At 59.8% G+C, this 16,749-nt stretch carries 15 protein-coding genes and 1 pseudogene; 7 read left to right on the top strand and 9 right to left on the bottom strand.

The genetic code is table 11. The annotated features are described in order from the left end of the window. Positions 1-21: 21 nt before the first annotated feature. Both J5251_RS20250 and J5251_RS02765 read left to right on the top strand, forming a co-directional pair. Positions 22-165: pseudogene (locus J5251_RS20250) on the top strand (sugar O-acetyltransferase); the annotation flags it as partial. An 83-nt stretch (positions 166-248) separates the two neighbouring features. Further along, on the top strand, positions 249-725 hold the full coding sequence (locus tag J5251_RS02765) for a hypothetical protein (protein ID WP_432264411.1): 477 nt from the start codon (positions 249-251) through the stop codon (positions 723-725). Positions 726-1,036: 311 nt separating this feature from the next. Here J5251_RS02765 and J5251_RS02760 read toward each other — a convergent pair whose 3' ends face one another. Together J5251_RS02760 and J5251_RS02755 are read right to left on the bottom strand one after the other, a co-directional pair. After that, positions 1,037-1,285, bottom strand: a complete 249-nt coding sequence (locus J5251_RS02760) for a hypothetical protein (RefSeq protein ID WP_139005821.1) — start codon at positions 1,283-1,285, stop codon at positions 1,037-1,039. 268 nt (positions 1,286-1,553) lie between these two features. Next, on the bottom strand, positions 1,554-1,697 hold the full coding sequence (locus tag J5251_RS02755; RefSeq protein WP_171059398.1) for a hypothetical protein: 144 nt from the start codon (positions 1,695-1,697) through the stop codon (positions 1,554-1,556). A 595-nt stretch (positions 1,698-2,292) separates the two neighbouring features. Between J5251_RS02755 and J5251_RS02750 the strand changes: the two genes are divergently transcribed. Continuing rightward, entirely contained in the window at positions 2,293-2,532 is a 240-nt protein-coding gene (locus J5251_RS02750; protein WP_139005822.1) for a cytochrome d ubiquinol oxidase subunit II, read from the top strand. 222 nt (positions 2,533-2,754) lie between these two features. Then, positions 2,755-3,516: a hypothetical protein gene (locus J5251_RS02745; RefSeq protein WP_139005823.1), complete on the top strand. Its 762-nt coding sequence runs from the start codon at positions 2,755-2,757 to the stop codon at positions 3,514-3,516. A gap of 1,004 nt (positions 3,517-4,520) precedes the next feature. Here the strand turns inward: J5251_RS02745 and J5251_RS02740 are convergent. Both J5251_RS02740 and J5251_RS02735 read right to left on the bottom strand, forming a co-directional pair. Further along, positions 4,521-5,069 (bottom strand): hypothetical protein, encoded by a 549-nt coding sequence (locus J5251_RS02740; RefSeq protein WP_139005827.1) that lies wholly within the window; start codon positions 5,067-5,069, stop codon positions 4,521-4,523. A gap of 181 nt (positions 5,070-5,250) precedes the next feature. Next, positions 5,251-5,598 carry a hypothetical protein gene (locus tag J5251_RS02735; RefSeq protein WP_139005826.1) on the bottom strand — a complete coding sequence of 116 codons (348 nt, stop codon included), beginning with the start codon at positions 5,596-5,598 and terminating at the stop codon, positions 5,251-5,253. A gap of 871 nt (positions 5,599-6,469) precedes the next feature. On the opposite strand from J5251_RS02735, the gene J5251_RS02730 reads away from it, so the two are divergent. From J5251_RS02730 to J5251_RS02720, 3 genes are all read left to right on the top strand, one after another. Further along, positions 6,470-7,357 carry a hypothetical protein gene (locus J5251_RS02730; protein WP_139005825.1) on the top strand — a complete coding sequence of 296 codons (888 nt, stop codon included), beginning with the start codon at positions 6,470-6,472 and terminating at the stop codon, positions 7,355-7,357. A 765-nt stretch (positions 7,358-8,122) separates the two neighbouring features. Continuing rightward, positions 8,123-8,596 carry a hypothetical protein gene (locus J5251_RS02725; RefSeq protein WP_139005824.1) on the top strand — a complete coding sequence of 158 codons (474 nt, stop codon included), beginning with the start codon at positions 8,123-8,125 and terminating at the stop codon, positions 8,594-8,596. A gap of 173 nt (positions 8,597-8,769) precedes the next feature. Continuing rightward, positions 8,770-9,225: a hypothetical protein gene (locus tag J5251_RS02720; RefSeq protein WP_208575094.1), complete on the top strand. Its 456-nt coding sequence runs from the start codon at positions 8,770-8,772 to the stop codon at positions 9,223-9,225. 999 nt (positions 9,226-10,224) lie between these two features. Here J5251_RS02720 and J5251_RS02715 read toward each other — a convergent pair. The 5 genes from J5251_RS02715 to J5251_RS02695 all read right to left on the bottom strand — a co-directional run bounded on the left by J5251_RS02715 (position 10,225) and on the right by J5251_RS02695 (position 16,524). Next, positions 10,225-10,698, bottom strand: coding sequence for a hypothetical protein (locus tag J5251_RS02715; protein WP_208575093.1), 474 nt, complete (start codon positions 10,696-10,698; stop codon positions 10,225-10,227). A gap of 259 nt (positions 10,699-10,957) precedes the next feature. Further along, a complete protein-coding gene (locus J5251_RS02710; protein WP_208575092.1) occupies positions 10,958-13,696 on the bottom strand; it encodes an FtsX-like permease family protein in 2,739 nt (912 codons plus the stop codon). After that, positions 13,693-14,415: an ABC transporter ATP-binding protein gene (locus tag J5251_RS02705; protein ID WP_208575091.1), complete on the bottom strand. Its 723-nt coding sequence runs from the start codon at positions 14,413-14,415 to the stop codon at positions 13,693-13,695. The genes J5251_RS02710 and J5251_RS02705 overlap by 4 nt, the downstream gene beginning before the upstream one ends. A gap of 5 nt (positions 14,416-14,420) precedes the next feature. Continuing rightward, complete coding sequence (locus tag J5251_RS02700) at positions 14,421-15,050, bottom strand: PadR family transcriptional regulator (protein WP_208575090.1); 630 nt, start codon at positions 15,048-15,050, stop codon at positions 14,421-14,423. 817 nt (positions 15,051-15,867) lie between these two features. After that, on the bottom strand, positions 15,868-16,524 hold the full coding sequence (locus J5251_RS02695) for a hypothetical protein (RefSeq protein WP_139005833.1): 657 nt from the start codon (positions 16,522-16,524) through the stop codon (positions 15,868-15,870). Positions 16,525-16,749: the final 225 nt, after the last annotated feature.

The following is a 16,749-nucleotide window of genomic DNA, read 5'->3' as shown; positions in this document are numbered from 1 at the left end:
ACGGATACACCGGGATGTCAGTGGATCGGCGGCAGAGCGATCATCCTGCCGGGCGTTACGGTCGGTGGAAACCCCGTGATCGGGGCAGGGGCAGTTGTCACGAAGGACCTGCCTGCAAACGTTGTCGCTGTGGGCAACCCCGGGCGGGTGGTCCGCGAGCTCTAAAGAAATATGTTGACGGCGCCTTCGGGCTGGGGGAAGCTTTTCGCCAGCGGATTCTCCTCCGCTTACGCAGGGAAAGGCTCGTCATGATCAACGAAGATTCGAAGTCCGGTGTCCGGCGGTATAAACGGTGGCTGCCGGCGCTGATGCTGTGCCTGCTCACGGCAGCGGCGGTTGGTATCGGTTCTGCTCCGGAGGCAGATGCCGCCCCAAACAAGGGCGGCGGCCAGGGCGGCAGCGGTGGGAGCACCACTTTGCTCGGCAACGATGTGTCCTGGCCGCAGTGCGGCAAGGCGCTTCCGGAGAGCCCGGCCTTTGCCATCGTCGGGGTGACCGGCGGCCTGGCCAACAACACGAACCCGTGTCTGGCCGAGCAGTTGGCCTGGGCGGAAGAGGAGACACTCACGGATGCCACCGGCCAGCCCGACGTGGCGCTCTACGTCAACACCGCCAACGCCGGGCACGCCGGTTCCTGGTGGCCGAAAAGTAATGTTTATCCGGATGACGTCGGTAATCCCGATGCCGTCGTCGTCGATAATCCTTACGGGGAGATGTTCCTATAGGCAAGTCGGCGGCGGAAAGTTATCCGCCTTGATCGAGCGAAGGCCGAGCGGAACAGGTGCCGTTTAGGGCCCCGCCACCGGACAAGCAACGGACCGGTCGTATGAGACGCCGCTCTCGCAACTGCTGCAAAGCCGTAAGTTAGAGGGCGTGTTGACCGCACTGGGACCCTCTTTCGGGACGTTATGCGGACGGGCCTCTTCCGGACGTTTTTAATTCAACACACGGCAGAGTTACGGGACTGGTAACCAGTTCCGTAACCGGCAGCAAATTCTTCTATCTACACCGTCAACAAGGGCCGCGACTATTGCATCTAACCTTGCCCTTCGGGGCCGGTCCCTTCGCTCTTCCGCTTTTGTAGCCATTGCTCGCGGTAGGCCTCTGTTTCTCTCCTCTTTTTCTGGCCGAGCTCAGCCCCCCAGGCAACTCCGAAGTAAATCAGGACCAGACCTGGCGCGTACTGCCATCCCATGGTCAGACCGGATATGACGCCAATGAGAATGGCGCCAAGGATCATCAGTAACCACTTGAGGGTTTTTCCTTGTCGTTCGTCTCTGAGCATGGCTCAATCTAACACCGGTAATTCCGCCCAATAATTTCGTCACCGATGACGATCGTTAGTGCATTACCTCGTCATCCACGTCCCGACGCACGATGTCAGGCGGAGCTGATCAATTTTCAGCTTGACCAAAGTGTTTACCAGGAACAGGGTTCGCACTGCGATGGCCGCTGCAACGGGCCCAAAAGCCGGCGATCCAGCGAATAGCTTTTCTTCGCCGCTCATTTTCGACAACGGCTGGCAATCGAGCCGGTGCCGCGTCTTGACGTCGCTAGTCGGCGGGAAGGATAAGCCAAATTTCATCTGCCGCCTTCGCGCATTTGTTGGGGCTGGAAATGCCACGCTGGGCTGCATCCGCAAGCGGTATCGAGCTGCCCGTATAAGTGATCTCGCCGCCGACCTGCACAGGTTTCATTCCCTGAACCTCTACTTGCTTCCCCTCTAGCATCGTTCCAAGGGGAAAGCCGCGAGGAATTGAACGCCATTCGGGCGCTCGACACCTAAGCAGTCTCCTTCGAGGATCACCAATTTGGAAGTAGCCCGAATATCGAGAGAACTACCATCCGGTTCATAAATGAGGGCAGTCGTCGTGCCGTCCGTCAGTGGACTTATGGGGGAGCTAGGAGAAGCTGGCCCCTCGGGATTCTGAGTCCCTGGTGTGCAACCCGTCAGGAGGATACATGCAAGGACAAGGCTGCGTCCTGTCCTCCGAGTCACCTTGGTAGACATAGGAGTCTCCCTTTTATTCGAACCGGCAGAATCTCGGGGATTACAACTGTCCTGCTGCGAGTCTAAGTGGCTTGACGGCGAGTTATCACCTGCAGGTACTTTGATATCCAATCGGAATACTTGAACACCAGCTCGCAGTAGAACGACACGCGGAATAGTCCATTGAGGGACCCTCGGGTTTTGCTGCCAAACTGTGGCGGTGAGAGATCCACTCCGGGGATCTCGGGGATCCAACAGCACACGTATTTTCTAGGCGAGGGAAGAGCGAGATAGTTGAGCTTATGGACCAGTTCCCCGAATCGTCCCTGATGCGGCAACGCAAGATGAAGCGGCTAGCCAAGGCTTGTTTCGCTCTCGTTTTGGTGGCCGTTGCCTTGCCTGTCCTAATGGGACTGCTCGGTATGAACCTGACGCTGCCAATGAGTCTCCTGGCCGTCATTCTGCTGATCGTTGGCGTGATCATATGGACTCGATCTGATCCTGCTTATTCGGCCGGGATGCAGAAGCGGGAGTCGCGTTAGCGATCGGCTAACGTAGCGCCATAGCCTGAAGCAAACCACCATTCGGGCTGCGCCCGTTGCAGCAGGTCCTGAGTCAGTGAAGACCTCGTCAGCGATATCTGGGTTCTGGTGCCGTCTGGTGTCCCGTAGGCTGGGCGCATGAACCGCAAAAGCGCCAGTCAGCCGCGTCGAAGACGGTGGTGGATTGGCGCGATTTCTATCCTCGTTGGAGTTCTGATTGCGGTGCCTGCCGTCATAATCGGGCAGTTCATCATCGGCCAATCCGTTGGCCGGATCACAGTGGTTGAGGACGCCGGCGGAAGGGAGCGCACGGTGTACTGGCGGGACTATCCGGGAATCGCCGGCCTGGATCCCGAGGAGGTCATGCAGGGCCCCACTCCCGAAGTGGGGTATGAGCAAGGCCAGGCGATGGTCGCGGAGATCCGGACAGCGCTGACCAGGGAACTGAAACTGGAGTGGGCACCTCCGCCGGATGCGCACGACGACGCCGAGCCGTTTATCGATCGGGTCCAGAACTACTTCGGCGGAGAGTCACTTCTCACCGTCGTCAATGCGCCAACTTCGCAAAGCACCAGTGTGCCGCGGTCCTGGGCCGATAAAGAGCGGGCGATCAAGATCATCGGCGAGGTCACCGGCCGATATGGCTACAGTGCGCCTGAGCTTGAACGCCTTGACGAATGGACAGAGGAAGACCGCATCCGTGATCTGGGCGGGACAGTCCCGGAAACTCAAGTGATCGTCTCCGGGTCAGTCCACGGTCCCGCCGGCCAGTGGCTCATGTTCACATTCCAAGACCTCTCCAAGGACACAAACGGCAGCTTCAGGGAACGGCTCGAACCACTCGAGGAATCGGGCTGGCAACTCGACACTCTCAGCCTCAGCTACGGTGCGAACGGCCTCCTGCGCGAGGAAAACCGGGAAGAGTTCAAGAAGCGGCTGGCACCCTTCACCGGCCTGACGCCCCCAGCTCCACTCGAAACCTAGTCCTGCGGCCGTGCGATTCTAACGCTGAAAAGGTGTCGTTCTAGGGGATCGATTCATGGGGTCGCCATCAGTCGACCGGTCTATGGGACGCTCAGGAAAATTACTGGTAAAGGTCGCCTTTACCTGATGGCGACCTCGAGCCTCTACGAAGCAATAGAATCCCCGTGCTGACTAGGGCTATGAAAATTAGGATCCCGACAAGCGTCGCTTGAAAAGATCCTCCCCACCAAACCAAGGCCAGTCCGACTAGGGCAAGAAACGCGAGGACAATGCAAATGATGCCGAGCGTCCTGTTAACAGATGCATTCACTAGAACCTGTCTTTCTTTCGGTCCCTCATCATGGCCTGTGTTTGTTCTCCTGGACAAGACGGACTGACCAGAAACTCTTCCAGCTCCCGCTAGCTAATCGCCTTTAGGACGCCGGGTACAACTTCTTCGACTGGGAGTTGAAAGGTCTTCACCTGCCCTGATTTGAGGGTTCTAGCCTTTCGCCAAGCGATTGAAGGAAAATTCAAGAGGACGGCGGATTGAGCTTCCCGGAAGAGTAAATGCAGTTATTCACAACGGCCCTAGGAGGCAACGTGTGGGGGAACGGCACTCCACAAGGTATCGTCCCGGAACCTGAAGGTGGCGGAGGAGAACGTCCCAGCTGTCTTGCAATCATTGGGGCTTTTGCAGTGCCGGCAGGAGGTGCAATGCTGATGCAGGCGCTCTCCAGGATGTTTGGATTTACTACCGCATTGCTCATCATGGCCGGAATCGTCATTCTTACGGTAGCGGTGATGGTCCCAATTCTCCTTCGCAGGAACAGGCGGACTAGGAGTGAGCCCGAGGACAAGGCCACTGGTTAGGACCTGCCGTGTCAGCACGGCGTAAAGCGCTTGTGGAAACCGATGGAGACTGTCGCACTAAAGGATCCCTCGACGGACACCCTTCCTGCAGGATGGTCTTACACAGCCGCCCTGCACTATCAGCTTCTGGCAATTAGTTGAGAACGCGCGTTCTAGGAACCATGGTCCAAGGAGAGTTTGGTTAGCAAGCTCAGGCCGGAGGGAGTTGCAGCCAACTCCACGGTTCCTTTGTCAGTAGATAGGGTTATAACTCTTCCCCGCGGAAATACTGACCATGGGGATTTGGCTGGAGGGCTGAGAACTCTTAGTCCCGAATATGTCTCGACGCGGCCGACTAAAGGGCCGATTGTGCCAGTTTTTGCTTGGAAAAGAAGCCGGCCAGGTTCCGCCTTGGCATACCCCAAGGCCCATTTGTCTTTCAGCGAGGATCCTGGCTCTCTATGGGCGCATTCGAAGATCCCCTGCTCAGCGTCCCGCGCGACTCTTCGTTTTTTCAAGGGGATGGACGGCAGGGAAACGATCAAGGTCAGAGCAAGGGCGGCGGCAAGGGTAATCACCAGCGCGAGCCAGTAGCCTAGCTCTTCCCTCAGCGGCTCGAATGCCGCGAGGAAGAAGAATAGTCCCGGCAGCATCGCGAGGTTCCAGTCGTAGGCTCTCTCCAACCAGCTTTGAGGCGTAGGCTCCAAGTCCGACTCCGGCACGCTGCCTGACCTTTCTAAGTTTTGGCGCTACCTTACCCCTTCCTTCAGGAATCGTCTCCAGAGCTTTCAAGGGCTATGAATTTCTGCCCAGCATCGACGTCAGTAAAGGATCGCTCGACGGACACAGTCCCTGGGGGCGGACCTGTCGGGACAGGAAGCCGCCTATCTGCTCATACGCTGGTCAGTTCTGACCAGGCTCCAGCCACAGCACACCGCGCTCCAAATGCCTCTTGCCCCATACCAACAGGCCGGTTTGCATGTCCTCGATGAGGGTGACACGGACGGCATACATGGTCCATTCTTCGATGGTCTTCGGCGCCCACTTCTTCCACGCAGCGTGTTCAGTGGTGTCGGGTAGTTCGACTCGATAGCCGAGGGACGTCGGCACATCGTTCCAAGCATAAACAAGCTCAAGATTTTGGCCGACGACGTCGATGGAAATAATTCGCAAGCGATCGCCGCCGACCGGTAACTTCATGATTTCTCTGGCGGCGGCAAGAATCGATTGCTGATTGATCGGTTCGGCCATTCGGACTCCTCTGCGAGCATCTGGCGAAGGTTACCTGCCTGTCCCACTGTCGCCATCTTCAGTATCGTCACACCTTCAAGTAGTTTCGCTGGGAGGATCCTCAGGGGACACTCTTGCAGTACGGAATTCAGGCCGCCTCCTCGTCGGCGGTATTCCTATAGACACTCCCTCCCAAGAAGGGCAACGTGGGAGGTGTCCAGTTACAGAATCACCGAGACGATAACAAGCACGCCTCCGGGGATTAAGAGCCCAAGAATTGCGGATATGTACCGAACCTGATGCTGCTTCTCTAGGACTAAATTTCTCTTTGCGATTAGGCATAAGGAAATGAAGAAGGAGATCACCACGCAGGTTAGTCCCACCGCCATAAGTGCGATCTGCAACTCGGTCATTTTGCCACTCCACGTCTTCGATTCGTCAGCTAACTAGAGTTTTTGCTTGAGGATGCTGGTGTCCTCGGATTCGACGTTCTCAGATGATCTGACTAGGGAAATTCACTGAAGGCATCCTCCAACGGGGCGGGCCCTATCTTCTGCGTATGACACGCCGGTAGGCCACGAACCAGAAAAGACTCAGGCAAAGTCCCACCGACATCAGTATCCAGGCCAGGTGGAAAGCCGTTCCGGTGAGAGGAACGCCCATCATCAGCGATGCCAAGAACATGCCGGAACCAACAAGAGCCATGCCGAAGGCAAAGGAACTCCCGAGAAGCGACCGCCGCAGTTTCGTGTCTGAATCGGAACTGTCCATGGCTCAAGCTAGCAACGTCGACCTGTGCTTTTCCTAGGCAGTGCTGTGAGCCTTCGCTTCCTTAAGCGAGCCGTCCCATCAGCCGATCAGCAAATGGGGCGATGCCTGCAACACTGGAGGCATGGAAATTCCAGAAGACGGGGGACGTCTGGAAGATGACCCCGAGTTCGCGGCCATGTTGGAGGAGTTCGGATTCTTCGTGGCCCCCGAGGGCTACGAGGATGAGGACGACGAGCCTAACCCGCTGTGGGTCGAGCACGGGGTGCTGCCCCCGGATGCCCGCGAACACCTGTTGTCCAACGAGGACGGGCGGGTGATCATCGACTACCCGCCGGACGACCAAACAGGACTGGAGATTTTAGCCCCCGTTTTCGATGTCGTGCGCAGTGTCCAGACCAGTCTGGGGGTGACTGATTTCTCGCTGCTGGACCAGATCCCGCACCTGGAAGGACTGAGTATCCAGGAAAGGATCAAGACCCCGCCGACCCGGCGGGAATGGCCCGAACTGCGCGGGTACGACGGCCCCTGGCAGCCGGAGGCCGCACCCTTTGTCGCCGCACCGCGCCTGGACTCGCTACGCCTCTGGGGAGCCACGCAGGAGGCCTTGGACCTGATCCAAGGTCCGCTGTCCGCCCTCGTGCTCCAACGGCTGAAGCTGTCCGATGGCTCACCCGGCTGGCCGCACCCGGCCGAGTTTGTCGGCATCGACACCACCCGCCGGGTGGATGTCAGCCGCATCCACCAACTGGCCTCCGCCGAGAAGATCATCTTCGACGGCATCGGCGAGGTCTCCGGCCTCGATGTCGTCTCCACCGAGCACCCGCTACGGGAACTGGAGCTGAGCAACGTGCGCAGCCTGGGCTCCACCATCAACCCCTGGCTGATCCAAGCGGACAAGATCTACGTCATAGGTAGGCCCAACGTCATGAAATGGGTCAACGAAGCCCTGCTCCACCGGCCCGACGGCTGGGACCAGCGCTGGGTGTTCGACCACGGCTGGGTACCCTAAAAACCGATTCACGTGTTCGCAGATTTACCGACGTCCTATGCCCCTCGGTCAACGCTGCAGGACCGCCGGGTCAGTGGCGCGTCCGGCGCCGATGGACCATCGTGTATCGGGCGCCGGTGACGGTCGAAAAATGTGCCCTTGAGACGGTTGAAAAACTAAGCCACCTGTTCCGGCGATCGCCACTTATCGTTGATGGGGAATAAACTTCGGTCGCACGACGAGTTCGCGAGCGGGTAGCAGCCGTAAGGTGACTGGCGGGATTTCCACGCGCGGTCTGGGCCTATCGGCTGGACTACCGACGTGGCAGAAGGAATAAGGCAATGGCAGGAAAGGCGTGTGGGTGAAGACATCAATCCGGTCTCTCACGTCCTGGAAGACCTTGGGGCTATCTACTGCGGCCATCGTTGTGGCACTCATCGTAGCCTTCTCGGCTCTTGGTCTCCGTCCGTACGTCCTACCAATAGGATTCGCGGCCGCGCTGATTCACTTTTGTGCATCGACCTGGCTTTGGAGGTCGTACATGTATGGAGCTGCAGATTATGACTCTCCTGATGCCTCCGTCCCTTCTGGATTATCGAAGAGTATGTTCATGCTCGGAACCTTTTTCGCTCTTCTAGGCCTGTCCGTCGCCCTGTCCATAGCGGAAGCAGAGCGCTACTAAATGTTCCCTGCTCCTCGAAGGCCGACGGATCCGGTGCGTGAGCTGTGTGCTAACGGGCGACCACCTCTTGACGGCGCAAGGCTGTCCGGTCGCAGGGAGTCAGCGTGCCGTTAAATACCTGCCTCGGCCTTGCCATCGCGTTCGTCTCAGCGATTGGGCTGCTGCTGCACGCGCGCTCCGAGCGTCCGGGAGTCTCACGCGGGAAGCGTCCTTACTTTATGGAGGGCATGCCCTGGGTGCTGGTTTTCCACCCTATTGTTCTATTCTTCGGATTTTGCGCCTACTTAGGGGGTCAAGATTTCGTAGGCTCTGGCATCCCGGGCCTTGCTGCTTGGGGCGTGTTGTGGCCGGCAGCAGCCGAGGTGGCTTCTTGCGGACGCCCTTACAGGGTAGCCCGCCTGCTCGGGCTGTACTCAGAGTATCGATTTGCCCTGGTGTTCACCTCTGAACACAAGAATTACCGTAGGAAAATGCGTCCCTTACGGCCGACGGAATGGAAGCTCTTCGCCCTCGTTCTACCTGTCATCTTTGTCGGCGTTGTGCTGACCAGCCTCTTCTCTGAGATTCTTTTCCAATAGACCCCAACGTGCGTTGAAGGATCCTCAAAGGACGCTTGAATGAGCGCTGTGGTCCGGAGATCTTTGGTTCGAGCCCTTTCCAAGCACAATTCGATTCAATGGGAGGGACGGGAGCAATCGCGCCAGAAGCCGCGATGCCACATGAATATGTTCCAGGACTACAGGAGCTCGCTATGAAAAGATTTCCCCCACTTGAGGTACTTCTAGCACTTGCCGTGGTCTTGACCGGTTGTGGTGATTTCTCAGGCGAGGCTGTACAGCACGCAGGTGTCGTCACCGGTCCCAAGGATGAGATGCTTCTGATTAATCCGGACAGCGGCGTCGAGAACTTTGAGATGGAAGCAGGGTTCGAGGGGACCTTGCTCCTGAGCGACGAGAACTGCGTCATCGGCAGGACGGTCGAGGGGCGCGACATGGCACTCGTGTTCCCCGCCGGTACAAGTCTCCAAGGTGGGAACCCGCTAACCGTGGAAGTGGAAGGACGATCAATCGAGGTCGGGATCCCCCTGTCCGTCACGCTGGGCGGAGGTGTGATTTCCCAAGGGCAGCTCGGAAAACTCTTAGAGAAAGCACCAGAACAATGCCGTCGCGAGGAAACCTTCTACGTGCAGACCGTCTCTACTCGCTAATTCGAGAGTGGCCGGCAAGAGGAAAGCCAGCGAAATAACGCGTTCTGGTTCAACCCTCTCGCACTCAATCACCGACTGCTGCGAATAGTATCCCGATGCTCGTCATGCGGGGGTAGCCCCTGCCCGGCAAAATCTTCGTTAGCGGATCGGCAAACGGCTCTAGCAACTCTAGGGTTTCGTCAAGTGAGTGGAGAGACCCTTGATGAAGGGCACGGCGGGTCAAAGTTCAGGCAGGAATGGGAGACCAATGTTCCCGAAGCGAGGACAAGTCTGGACATACCGCGAACGCGGAAGGTTTCTGAGCTTCGTTTGGGGCCTACCGCTAGTGCCGATGATCGCGATCGGCATCTACTTTGGTGTAACCCAATCGAACTGGAGCCTGCTGCTAATAGCTCTCGTTGCTGTCGTGGGATTAGCTTTGTTCTTGTTTAGCAGCGAACGTAGCCATCGCGGGGAGCCGTAGACCTGACAGCGTTAGATCCAAACGGAATGATTTCCATCTCTCGAAAGGATGTGTGAGTTTGCGGATCGTTCAGAGACTGAGGCTGGAACATCGTCGGCTCCCTCAGCCAGTGCGAATGTTCCGTTGGCTTATTGCAACGCTGGTGGTGCTAGTTTTGTGTTTTGCAGTTTCGGCCCTGATCTTTCGCTTTCCCCTCTCAGCGTTGAACGCCTTGTTGTCTGCTGTCCTCGTGGGAATTATGGCCTGTTGTTTCGGCCTGGGGCTGCTGAAGTGGATCAACTACAAGGGCACTGCTGATATTTGGGCGAACAATGTAAGGGGGCGAGGTTTCGATAGCGCCGGGGCGGGTTGGCTCGTGGACAGGGGTACCATCCGAGGGATCGGCGCACTCCAAGCAATCTTTTCCGTAGTCTGCGCTGTTAGCGCCCTCGTGCAAGTCCTATTTCCCTAGTGACAATCACCGCCGTGACAAGACGATTGGAGTCACCTGAACAAGTGTCCGGTGGAGCATCGGCTACCGGGACATCGGCTGGCACCTACCAGGGCGCAAAGAACCTATAGGTGTCAGGGGCTCCCTTCGCTCGCTCATGAGACCGATACAGGCGTGGACCTGACCGGCAGCCGAATACAGTTGTCTCGACGCGCGCTTTCCGGGTCGTTTCGGTGAAGGCGACCATGCGTCCCAAAGCGATCGCCTCTGCGAGCTCGACGAGGGTTTCGAGTCGGGCATCTGCGCGACCTTGATCAGGAACAGGCCCAAGCAGATCGAAGTATCCGGTGGAGAACCCGATTTGGATGTCTATACCGCTTGCTTCCCAGCCGACGTCAAGGATGCTGGCACCCTCAGCCTCTGGCCTCCATTCGAGAAGGACATCCTCGGGGTACATCGAGTCGGGGCGCTGGTTCATAGGTACATGTACCGGGAGCACTTCGGTTAGTGCTGCAACCAGGTCAGCGAGCTCGGTCCTAACCACATTTGTTGCTGCGGCTCGCTTGCTGAATAGCTTCATAGGCTCACCATAGCGGCGGCATTCAGGGTAAGCCCACAATGTTCGTGTGACTACTGGGGTTACAAGCAGGGCACGCTGGAGGATCAGGTTACGGGACATTCTGGCGCACTAGCGCAGCGGTAGATGGCGCAGCCTATTCCTCGACGCCAAGTACAGCGGATTTCTTCTCCTCTACGGCAGCGCCGGGTCTGGCGCCGATGGCCATTCTAATTTCGGAACCTTGTTTGTACGCGCGTCTGCGCAGGGTCAGGCATGGGCATCAGCGCATCTGTGGAAGGGAGCGTGTGGATAGCCAGGCGGCTACGGCTCCGAGGAGTGGGACGACGATGAGGACGGCGATGACTTGGGCCCAGGGGACGATAACGCTGTAGTCCCGGATGAGAGCCAGGATGGCGATGGCCGGCAGCAGCCCGGCCACGACGCCCAGCGTTCCTCCTATCCCTGAGGTCAGCAGACTTTGGGCGGCTGCAAGTGCTTTCCGCATCCGTGGTGCAGCCCCAACGCCGGCAAGGGTCGTCTGGTCTGCCCGACCGTCGGCGAGGGCGAGCCCGGCGGTGATGCCGGCTGCAGTGAGTGCAACCAGGGCAGCGAACGCCGCAACAGACCACGCGATTATTTGCGAGCCGGCCGGTGGTCCGGGTTCATAGGCAAAGGGGGTGTTGGTGCTGTTGGTGGATGCCAGTTGCTGCTGGACCCGATCTGCTTCGTCCGTGGTCGGTGTGCGTTCCATGTCTACCCACAGCCCGTAGTCCCATGTGGGGATGCCGAGTTCGTCGGCGGTCTGGGGAGAGATCATGCCCATGACATCGATGTCGCGCACGCCTTCTGTCAGGAATGCGTTCAGCTCATGGGACTCGACGACAGAGGGGCCGAGCTTCTCACCAATCGCTCCGCCGCCGCTGGGGTCAATCACCTCGATGGTCGCCTTGCCGCTGTCTTCATATACCGGGTTGAGCAGCACGGCGCTTCCCGTTTCCAGTGCGCTCAGCGTTTGAGCATCGGGTTCCTTTCCGAGCAGTGCTGCAAGTTCGGACTCGCCCCCGACCAACAGCTGTGGGAAACCGGAGGCTCCTGTCGGCGCGTCGGCGCACCTCCAGTCAGCGGGATCAGGGGCGGTGCCGTCTGGTTGAGGGCAGGTGTTCGTTTCCGGTATGGCCATCTGGTACTGGGTGCAGTTGTATAAGTCGGTGCAGGCACTCATGACGGAACTGATGATCATGGATTGGTGCACTGGTCCCATGACGTCCTCGACGGCGTCGAGGAGAGGTTGGTGGTCGAGTTGTTCAAGTGTTCCGGCCTGTCCGGGCGATGCTGGTTCCTCTAGTTGCTGCAGTCCGAGGACGGCGTCTGTTTCCTGCAGGGTCCAGTGATGGTCGTTCTTGGCCTTTTCATAGAAGGCGGCTGTTCCGGTCATGGCCAGTGTTGCCATGGCAGTGGCTGCCAGAATTGCCGCGATGGAGGGCACGCTGCGGGCCCGGTTCCGTGTCGCATCACGGGCGGCCATGCGCAGCGGGACGGGAAGCCGGCCGGCGAGTGAGGCAACCGTTTCGAGGACCCGCCCGGTCAGCATGACAAGCCCGAGCAACAGGCACAGTGCCGCTGATCCGAGGGCAACGAGGCTGACTACGAACCGTAGCGACCCGCTCGTTGCCGAGCCACCGGCTGCCAGCAGGCCGCCCGCGCTGCCCGAAACCAGTGCCGTGGTGAGCAAGACCAGGGCGGTTCTGATCCGTGCAGGCTGCTGGGGCGGGGCCTGGGAACTGCGTAGCGCCGCGAACGCGTCCTGGCGGGCGACCGCCCGGGCGGGAACCAGAGCCGCGATGAGGGCTGCAACAGTGCCCAGCAGTGCGATCAGGGCCAGCGCCGGCCAGGGAACGTGATAGCCGGGAATTGGCAGTACATCCGCGGCATGGAATGCCGTCGTGGTGAGCCAAGCCAAACCGAGACCCAGAACTGCACCGCCGAAACCCGCGATGCCGCCGAGGATGATGCCGGAGCTCAGGACTACGCCCTGGAGTCTGGAGGCCTCGGCACCGGTAGCCGAAAGGAGGGCGAGGGCGCGGCGTTGTTTCCGCACTCCGACAGCGAAGGCAGCGCCTGCGAGCATAGTGGTCTCGGCCAGTGCAAGGAGTCCTGCGACTGCGCCCAGCAGCACCATCTCGGGTTTGATCGTCGAGGAGAGTGCGCCGAAGTCGGCATAGTCTTCGGCGGCGGGCGGATTCATGATAACGGCACGGGACAAGGCGACAACGCCGACCCTGTTGAGGGCTCGAACTTCCGCCCATGCGAGGGGAGCATCGCCGGCGAGGTACAGCCGGTCCCGGTCGGCGAAGTCGGAGAGTGGATGGGCGGGGGCCACGTACAGGACCTCGGCCGATTTCAACACACCCGTCTGGTGCAGAACACCGCTGACGGTGTAACTGCCATCGGCAGTGTTGATCCGGTCCCCGACGCCGATGCCCAGTCGCTCCATGAGGCCCTGGCTGGCCAGCACTTCCCCGGCTCCGGGGGCTGCACCATCGGCGAGTTCGTATTTGCCGGCAAAGGCGGGGTCGAGGGCGTCCACGGCAGCGAGTTCCACAGAAACCGGGACTTCGCCCTTGAGCACATCAACGGCACCCAGTGATTCGGTCAGTGTGGCGTGCCCGTCCGGAGCGGCGGCGTCGAGGCTAGCCGGAACCAGATCAGGGTCAGCTTCTCCGATGCCGAGAATCAGCGATTCGTTCAGCGGATGCTGGGTCAACGGCAACGGGTACCCATCGGCTACCGAGAGCCTTGCCTGTGTCTGCCCGAGTTCGCGCTGGGCTGTTTCCTGCGGTAGCGGCTGTGTGCTGGCCGCTACCGTGGCGGCAGCGGCAAGTGCTGCGACCGGAAGTGCAATCAGGGCGACAATCAGCAGGCTGCGGGCCCGGTGCGCCAGGATGTCCCTCCAGGCAAGGCGGAACGACAACCGGGAGAGCTGTATCGAATTTCGGCGTCGGGCCGGTGTGCGTTTCATTGCCAGCTTCCCGAGAGGAGATCGGCAGGATTCCGGGCAGGCGCCGATTCATCGATTATCCGTCCGTCGCGGATGAACACGACCCGGTCTGCCCAGGCAGCATGTCGTGCCTCATGGGTCACGAGCATGACGGCGCAGCCGGCATCAGCTCTGGCACGCAGGACCGAGAGGATCTCGTCCCCGGTCGCGGAGTCCAACGCTCCGGTCGGTTCGTCAGCCAGGATTAGCCGGCGGTCACCAACAATGGCGCGCGCGATGGCAACCCGTTGCTGCTGCCCGCCGGAAAGCTGGTCCATGAAACGTCCGGCGAGGTGTTCAATGCCCACCTGGCGCAGCGCATCGACGGCCTGCCTTCGTGCCTTGCGCAGCGGGACTCCATCGAGTTCGCGTGGCAGGGCCACATTCTCGGCCGCGGTCAGCGTCGGAATGAGGTTGAAGTCCTGGAAAACGTAGCCGACCGAGCGGCGGCGCAGCTGCGCCAGCCCGTCCTGGTCCAGTTTCGCCAACGGCACTGATCCGACATACACGTCCCCCGCGGTCGGCCGGTCCAGGCCGCCGGCAATGGAGAGGAGCGAGGATTTCCCGGAACCGGACGGTCCCATTACCGCGATGAATTCACCGGTGTGGATTGTCAGGTCCACGTCGCGCAGGGCCGCGACCGCCGTGGCGCCTTCTCCGTAGGTTCGGCACACTCCGGCCAGTTGCAAAGCTTCCGGCATGACGGTCAGCCCTTCCGTTCCGTGGTTGCCGCTGAGGCGCCGGCTGCTGCCTGTCGGGTGTCCGGCCCCTGGTGCAGGGGCCGGACACCGTTGCCGATACCGGATGCATCCTTGGCCAGCTGGGTCAGCCGCGATTCGCAGTGATCCAGCCAGCGCACTTCGGCCTCGGTGCTGAAGATCAGCGAGTCCAGCACCAGCAGCCAGGCCGTGTCGTCGACCCGGCCGGCCGCAGCGGTGTCGCGCCTGGCCTTGTTGTAGTTCTGCAGCGACCGGATCGAGGCCGTGCGTTGGGCCTGGACCAACCGGGCAACATCCACCCCCGGCAGCGTGACTGCCAGGGCCAGTTTGATGGCCAGCTCGTTCCGGGGTGGGTTGGTCATGGTCACCGGTTGCGAAAACCACTGATCAACCTCCGCCGCGCCTGCCGGGGTCAGCCGGTACATCACATGGCCTTCACCGTCGTCACCGTCGTTAGCCACCAGACCGTCCCGTTCCAGACGGTCCAGCGTGCTGTAGACCTGGCCAACGTTGAGCGGCCAGGTTGAGCCCGTTCGTTGCTCAAACTCGGCCCTCAACTGGTAGCCGTAACGCGGCCGCTCCCCCAACAAGGCCAATAACCCGTGACGCACCGACATGACCGACCCCTTAGAAATGCATACTCAGTATCTAGCATCTGAATACTTGCATACGGAGTATGCAACCTGCAAGCCGGGGGATGACGAATGGTTCTTTACCCTTGTCGCGGCCAGGGCCGGCGAGAAAGTGTCCTGGTCGGTGGCCGACCGGACGCTCTAGACGCACGGTAAAGGATCCCTTCAACGGGCACTTTCGCTATGCGGCTAGGCCTGTCTGTCCCTACGAGAGCGGCGACGTTTTATGAGTAGTCCGATGAGATTGGCGGCGGCGAATCCAAAAGTCGCAACCACCAGCACGATTTTAAAAGTCACCCAGCCTGGCGTCGAGACGGGTGTGAATAAAGCAGCCGTTCCTGTGACGAGACCTACTACTACACCCCCCACGTCGGGAAATCCTCGGGTGTTCATTGGTGTCCTCCGATCGATGTTTCATAACCTCAGTTTCATTGAAGGCATTCGCCAACGGGACGGGCGCTATCTCCTTCGCATGACACGCCGGTAGACAACCAGCCAGAAAAGAGCCATGCAAAGCCCCACCGTCACCAGTATCCAGGCCAGGTTGAAAGCCGTTCCGGTTAGAGGAACGCTCATCATCAGCGACGCCAAAAACATGCCGGAGCCCACAAGAGCCATGCCCAAGGCAAAGGAAGCATTGAGGAGGGGTCGCCGCAATTTCGCGTCTGAATCAGAACCGGCCATGGCTGAGGCTATCAACGTCCAGCTGTGCTTTTCCTAGGGCAGCATTGATCCCTCTTTCCTTGTACGAGTCGTCGCGCAGAAGGATCGCTACTTGGAACGGCAAAGGTGCAAGTCTAGATCACCTCTGGTGGTTCTCCAGATGAGGCTGGTTCGAGGATTGGATCGGGCGGCGTCCTGCCCAGCCTGCCATCAAAAGCCCTACCAAAACCCCTGCGCTTGCGAAGCCCTCCGGCGAGGTCCAACCTAGCTCCGGCAACGTCAGAGCCACGGCTACGACTGCGCAGGACAGCAGGAACTCCGTGGCGGCCTGCAGGGGCCGGTGCCTGTAGCCGGGCGATGCAATGAAGTGAGCCAGTGGAACCGCTGGCACCACGGCGAGTAGGGCGAGGCCCAAGATGGGATAGAACCCGTAAAGGACGAAGAACAGCGACGACGCCGCCAGGAGCGCCACGAACAGTGCCAGCTTTCCGGCCTGCCGTCCCCTGCCGTAGCTGCGCCAGCGCCGGCAGATGATGGCCCATGCCGGCAGACCCAGCAGCCAGAGCCCGCCCCAGTAGCCGGTGCCCAGCGCCCACAACGCCACCATCACAAGACCGGGCACGACGAAGGCCAGCAGCTGGCCCCAGGAAACCTCCCTGATGCCCGGGCCGAACATGAACAGCCCAATCAGGGCGTAGACAACCACATATCCGGGCAGCAGCTCAGGGTCGGGCCGGGTCCCCAGCCTCAGTAGGAGCAACAGGATGCCGATAATCGACACAGCAACAGCAGCCACAGTCCAGGGTCGGCCCGGACCTGATGCCTCGCTAAGCCAATAGTGCCGATCCTTCAAGGTCTCCACCTCGGCAGTATTGCATAGCAACTGCGCTTCAGATCGCCATACAAGGTCGCGATTTAGCAGCGGCCAGCGAATGACTAAAACAGGTCTCTATGACGATCAGGCTTATCGGACCAGCGACCGCCAACCCGAACTGTGAAGACTCCAACGTCCTGAACTAAC

Origin of the sequence: Arthrobacter crystallopoietes (assembly GCF_017603825.1) — a bacterium.
Classification (GTDB): Bacteria; Actinomycetota; Actinomycetes; order Actinomycetales; family Micrococcaceae; genus Crystallibacter; species Crystallibacter crystallopoietes_B.
The sequence above is the reverse complement of the archived record's forward strand: the minus strand, read 5'-3'. Positions and strand labels throughout refer to the sequence as shown.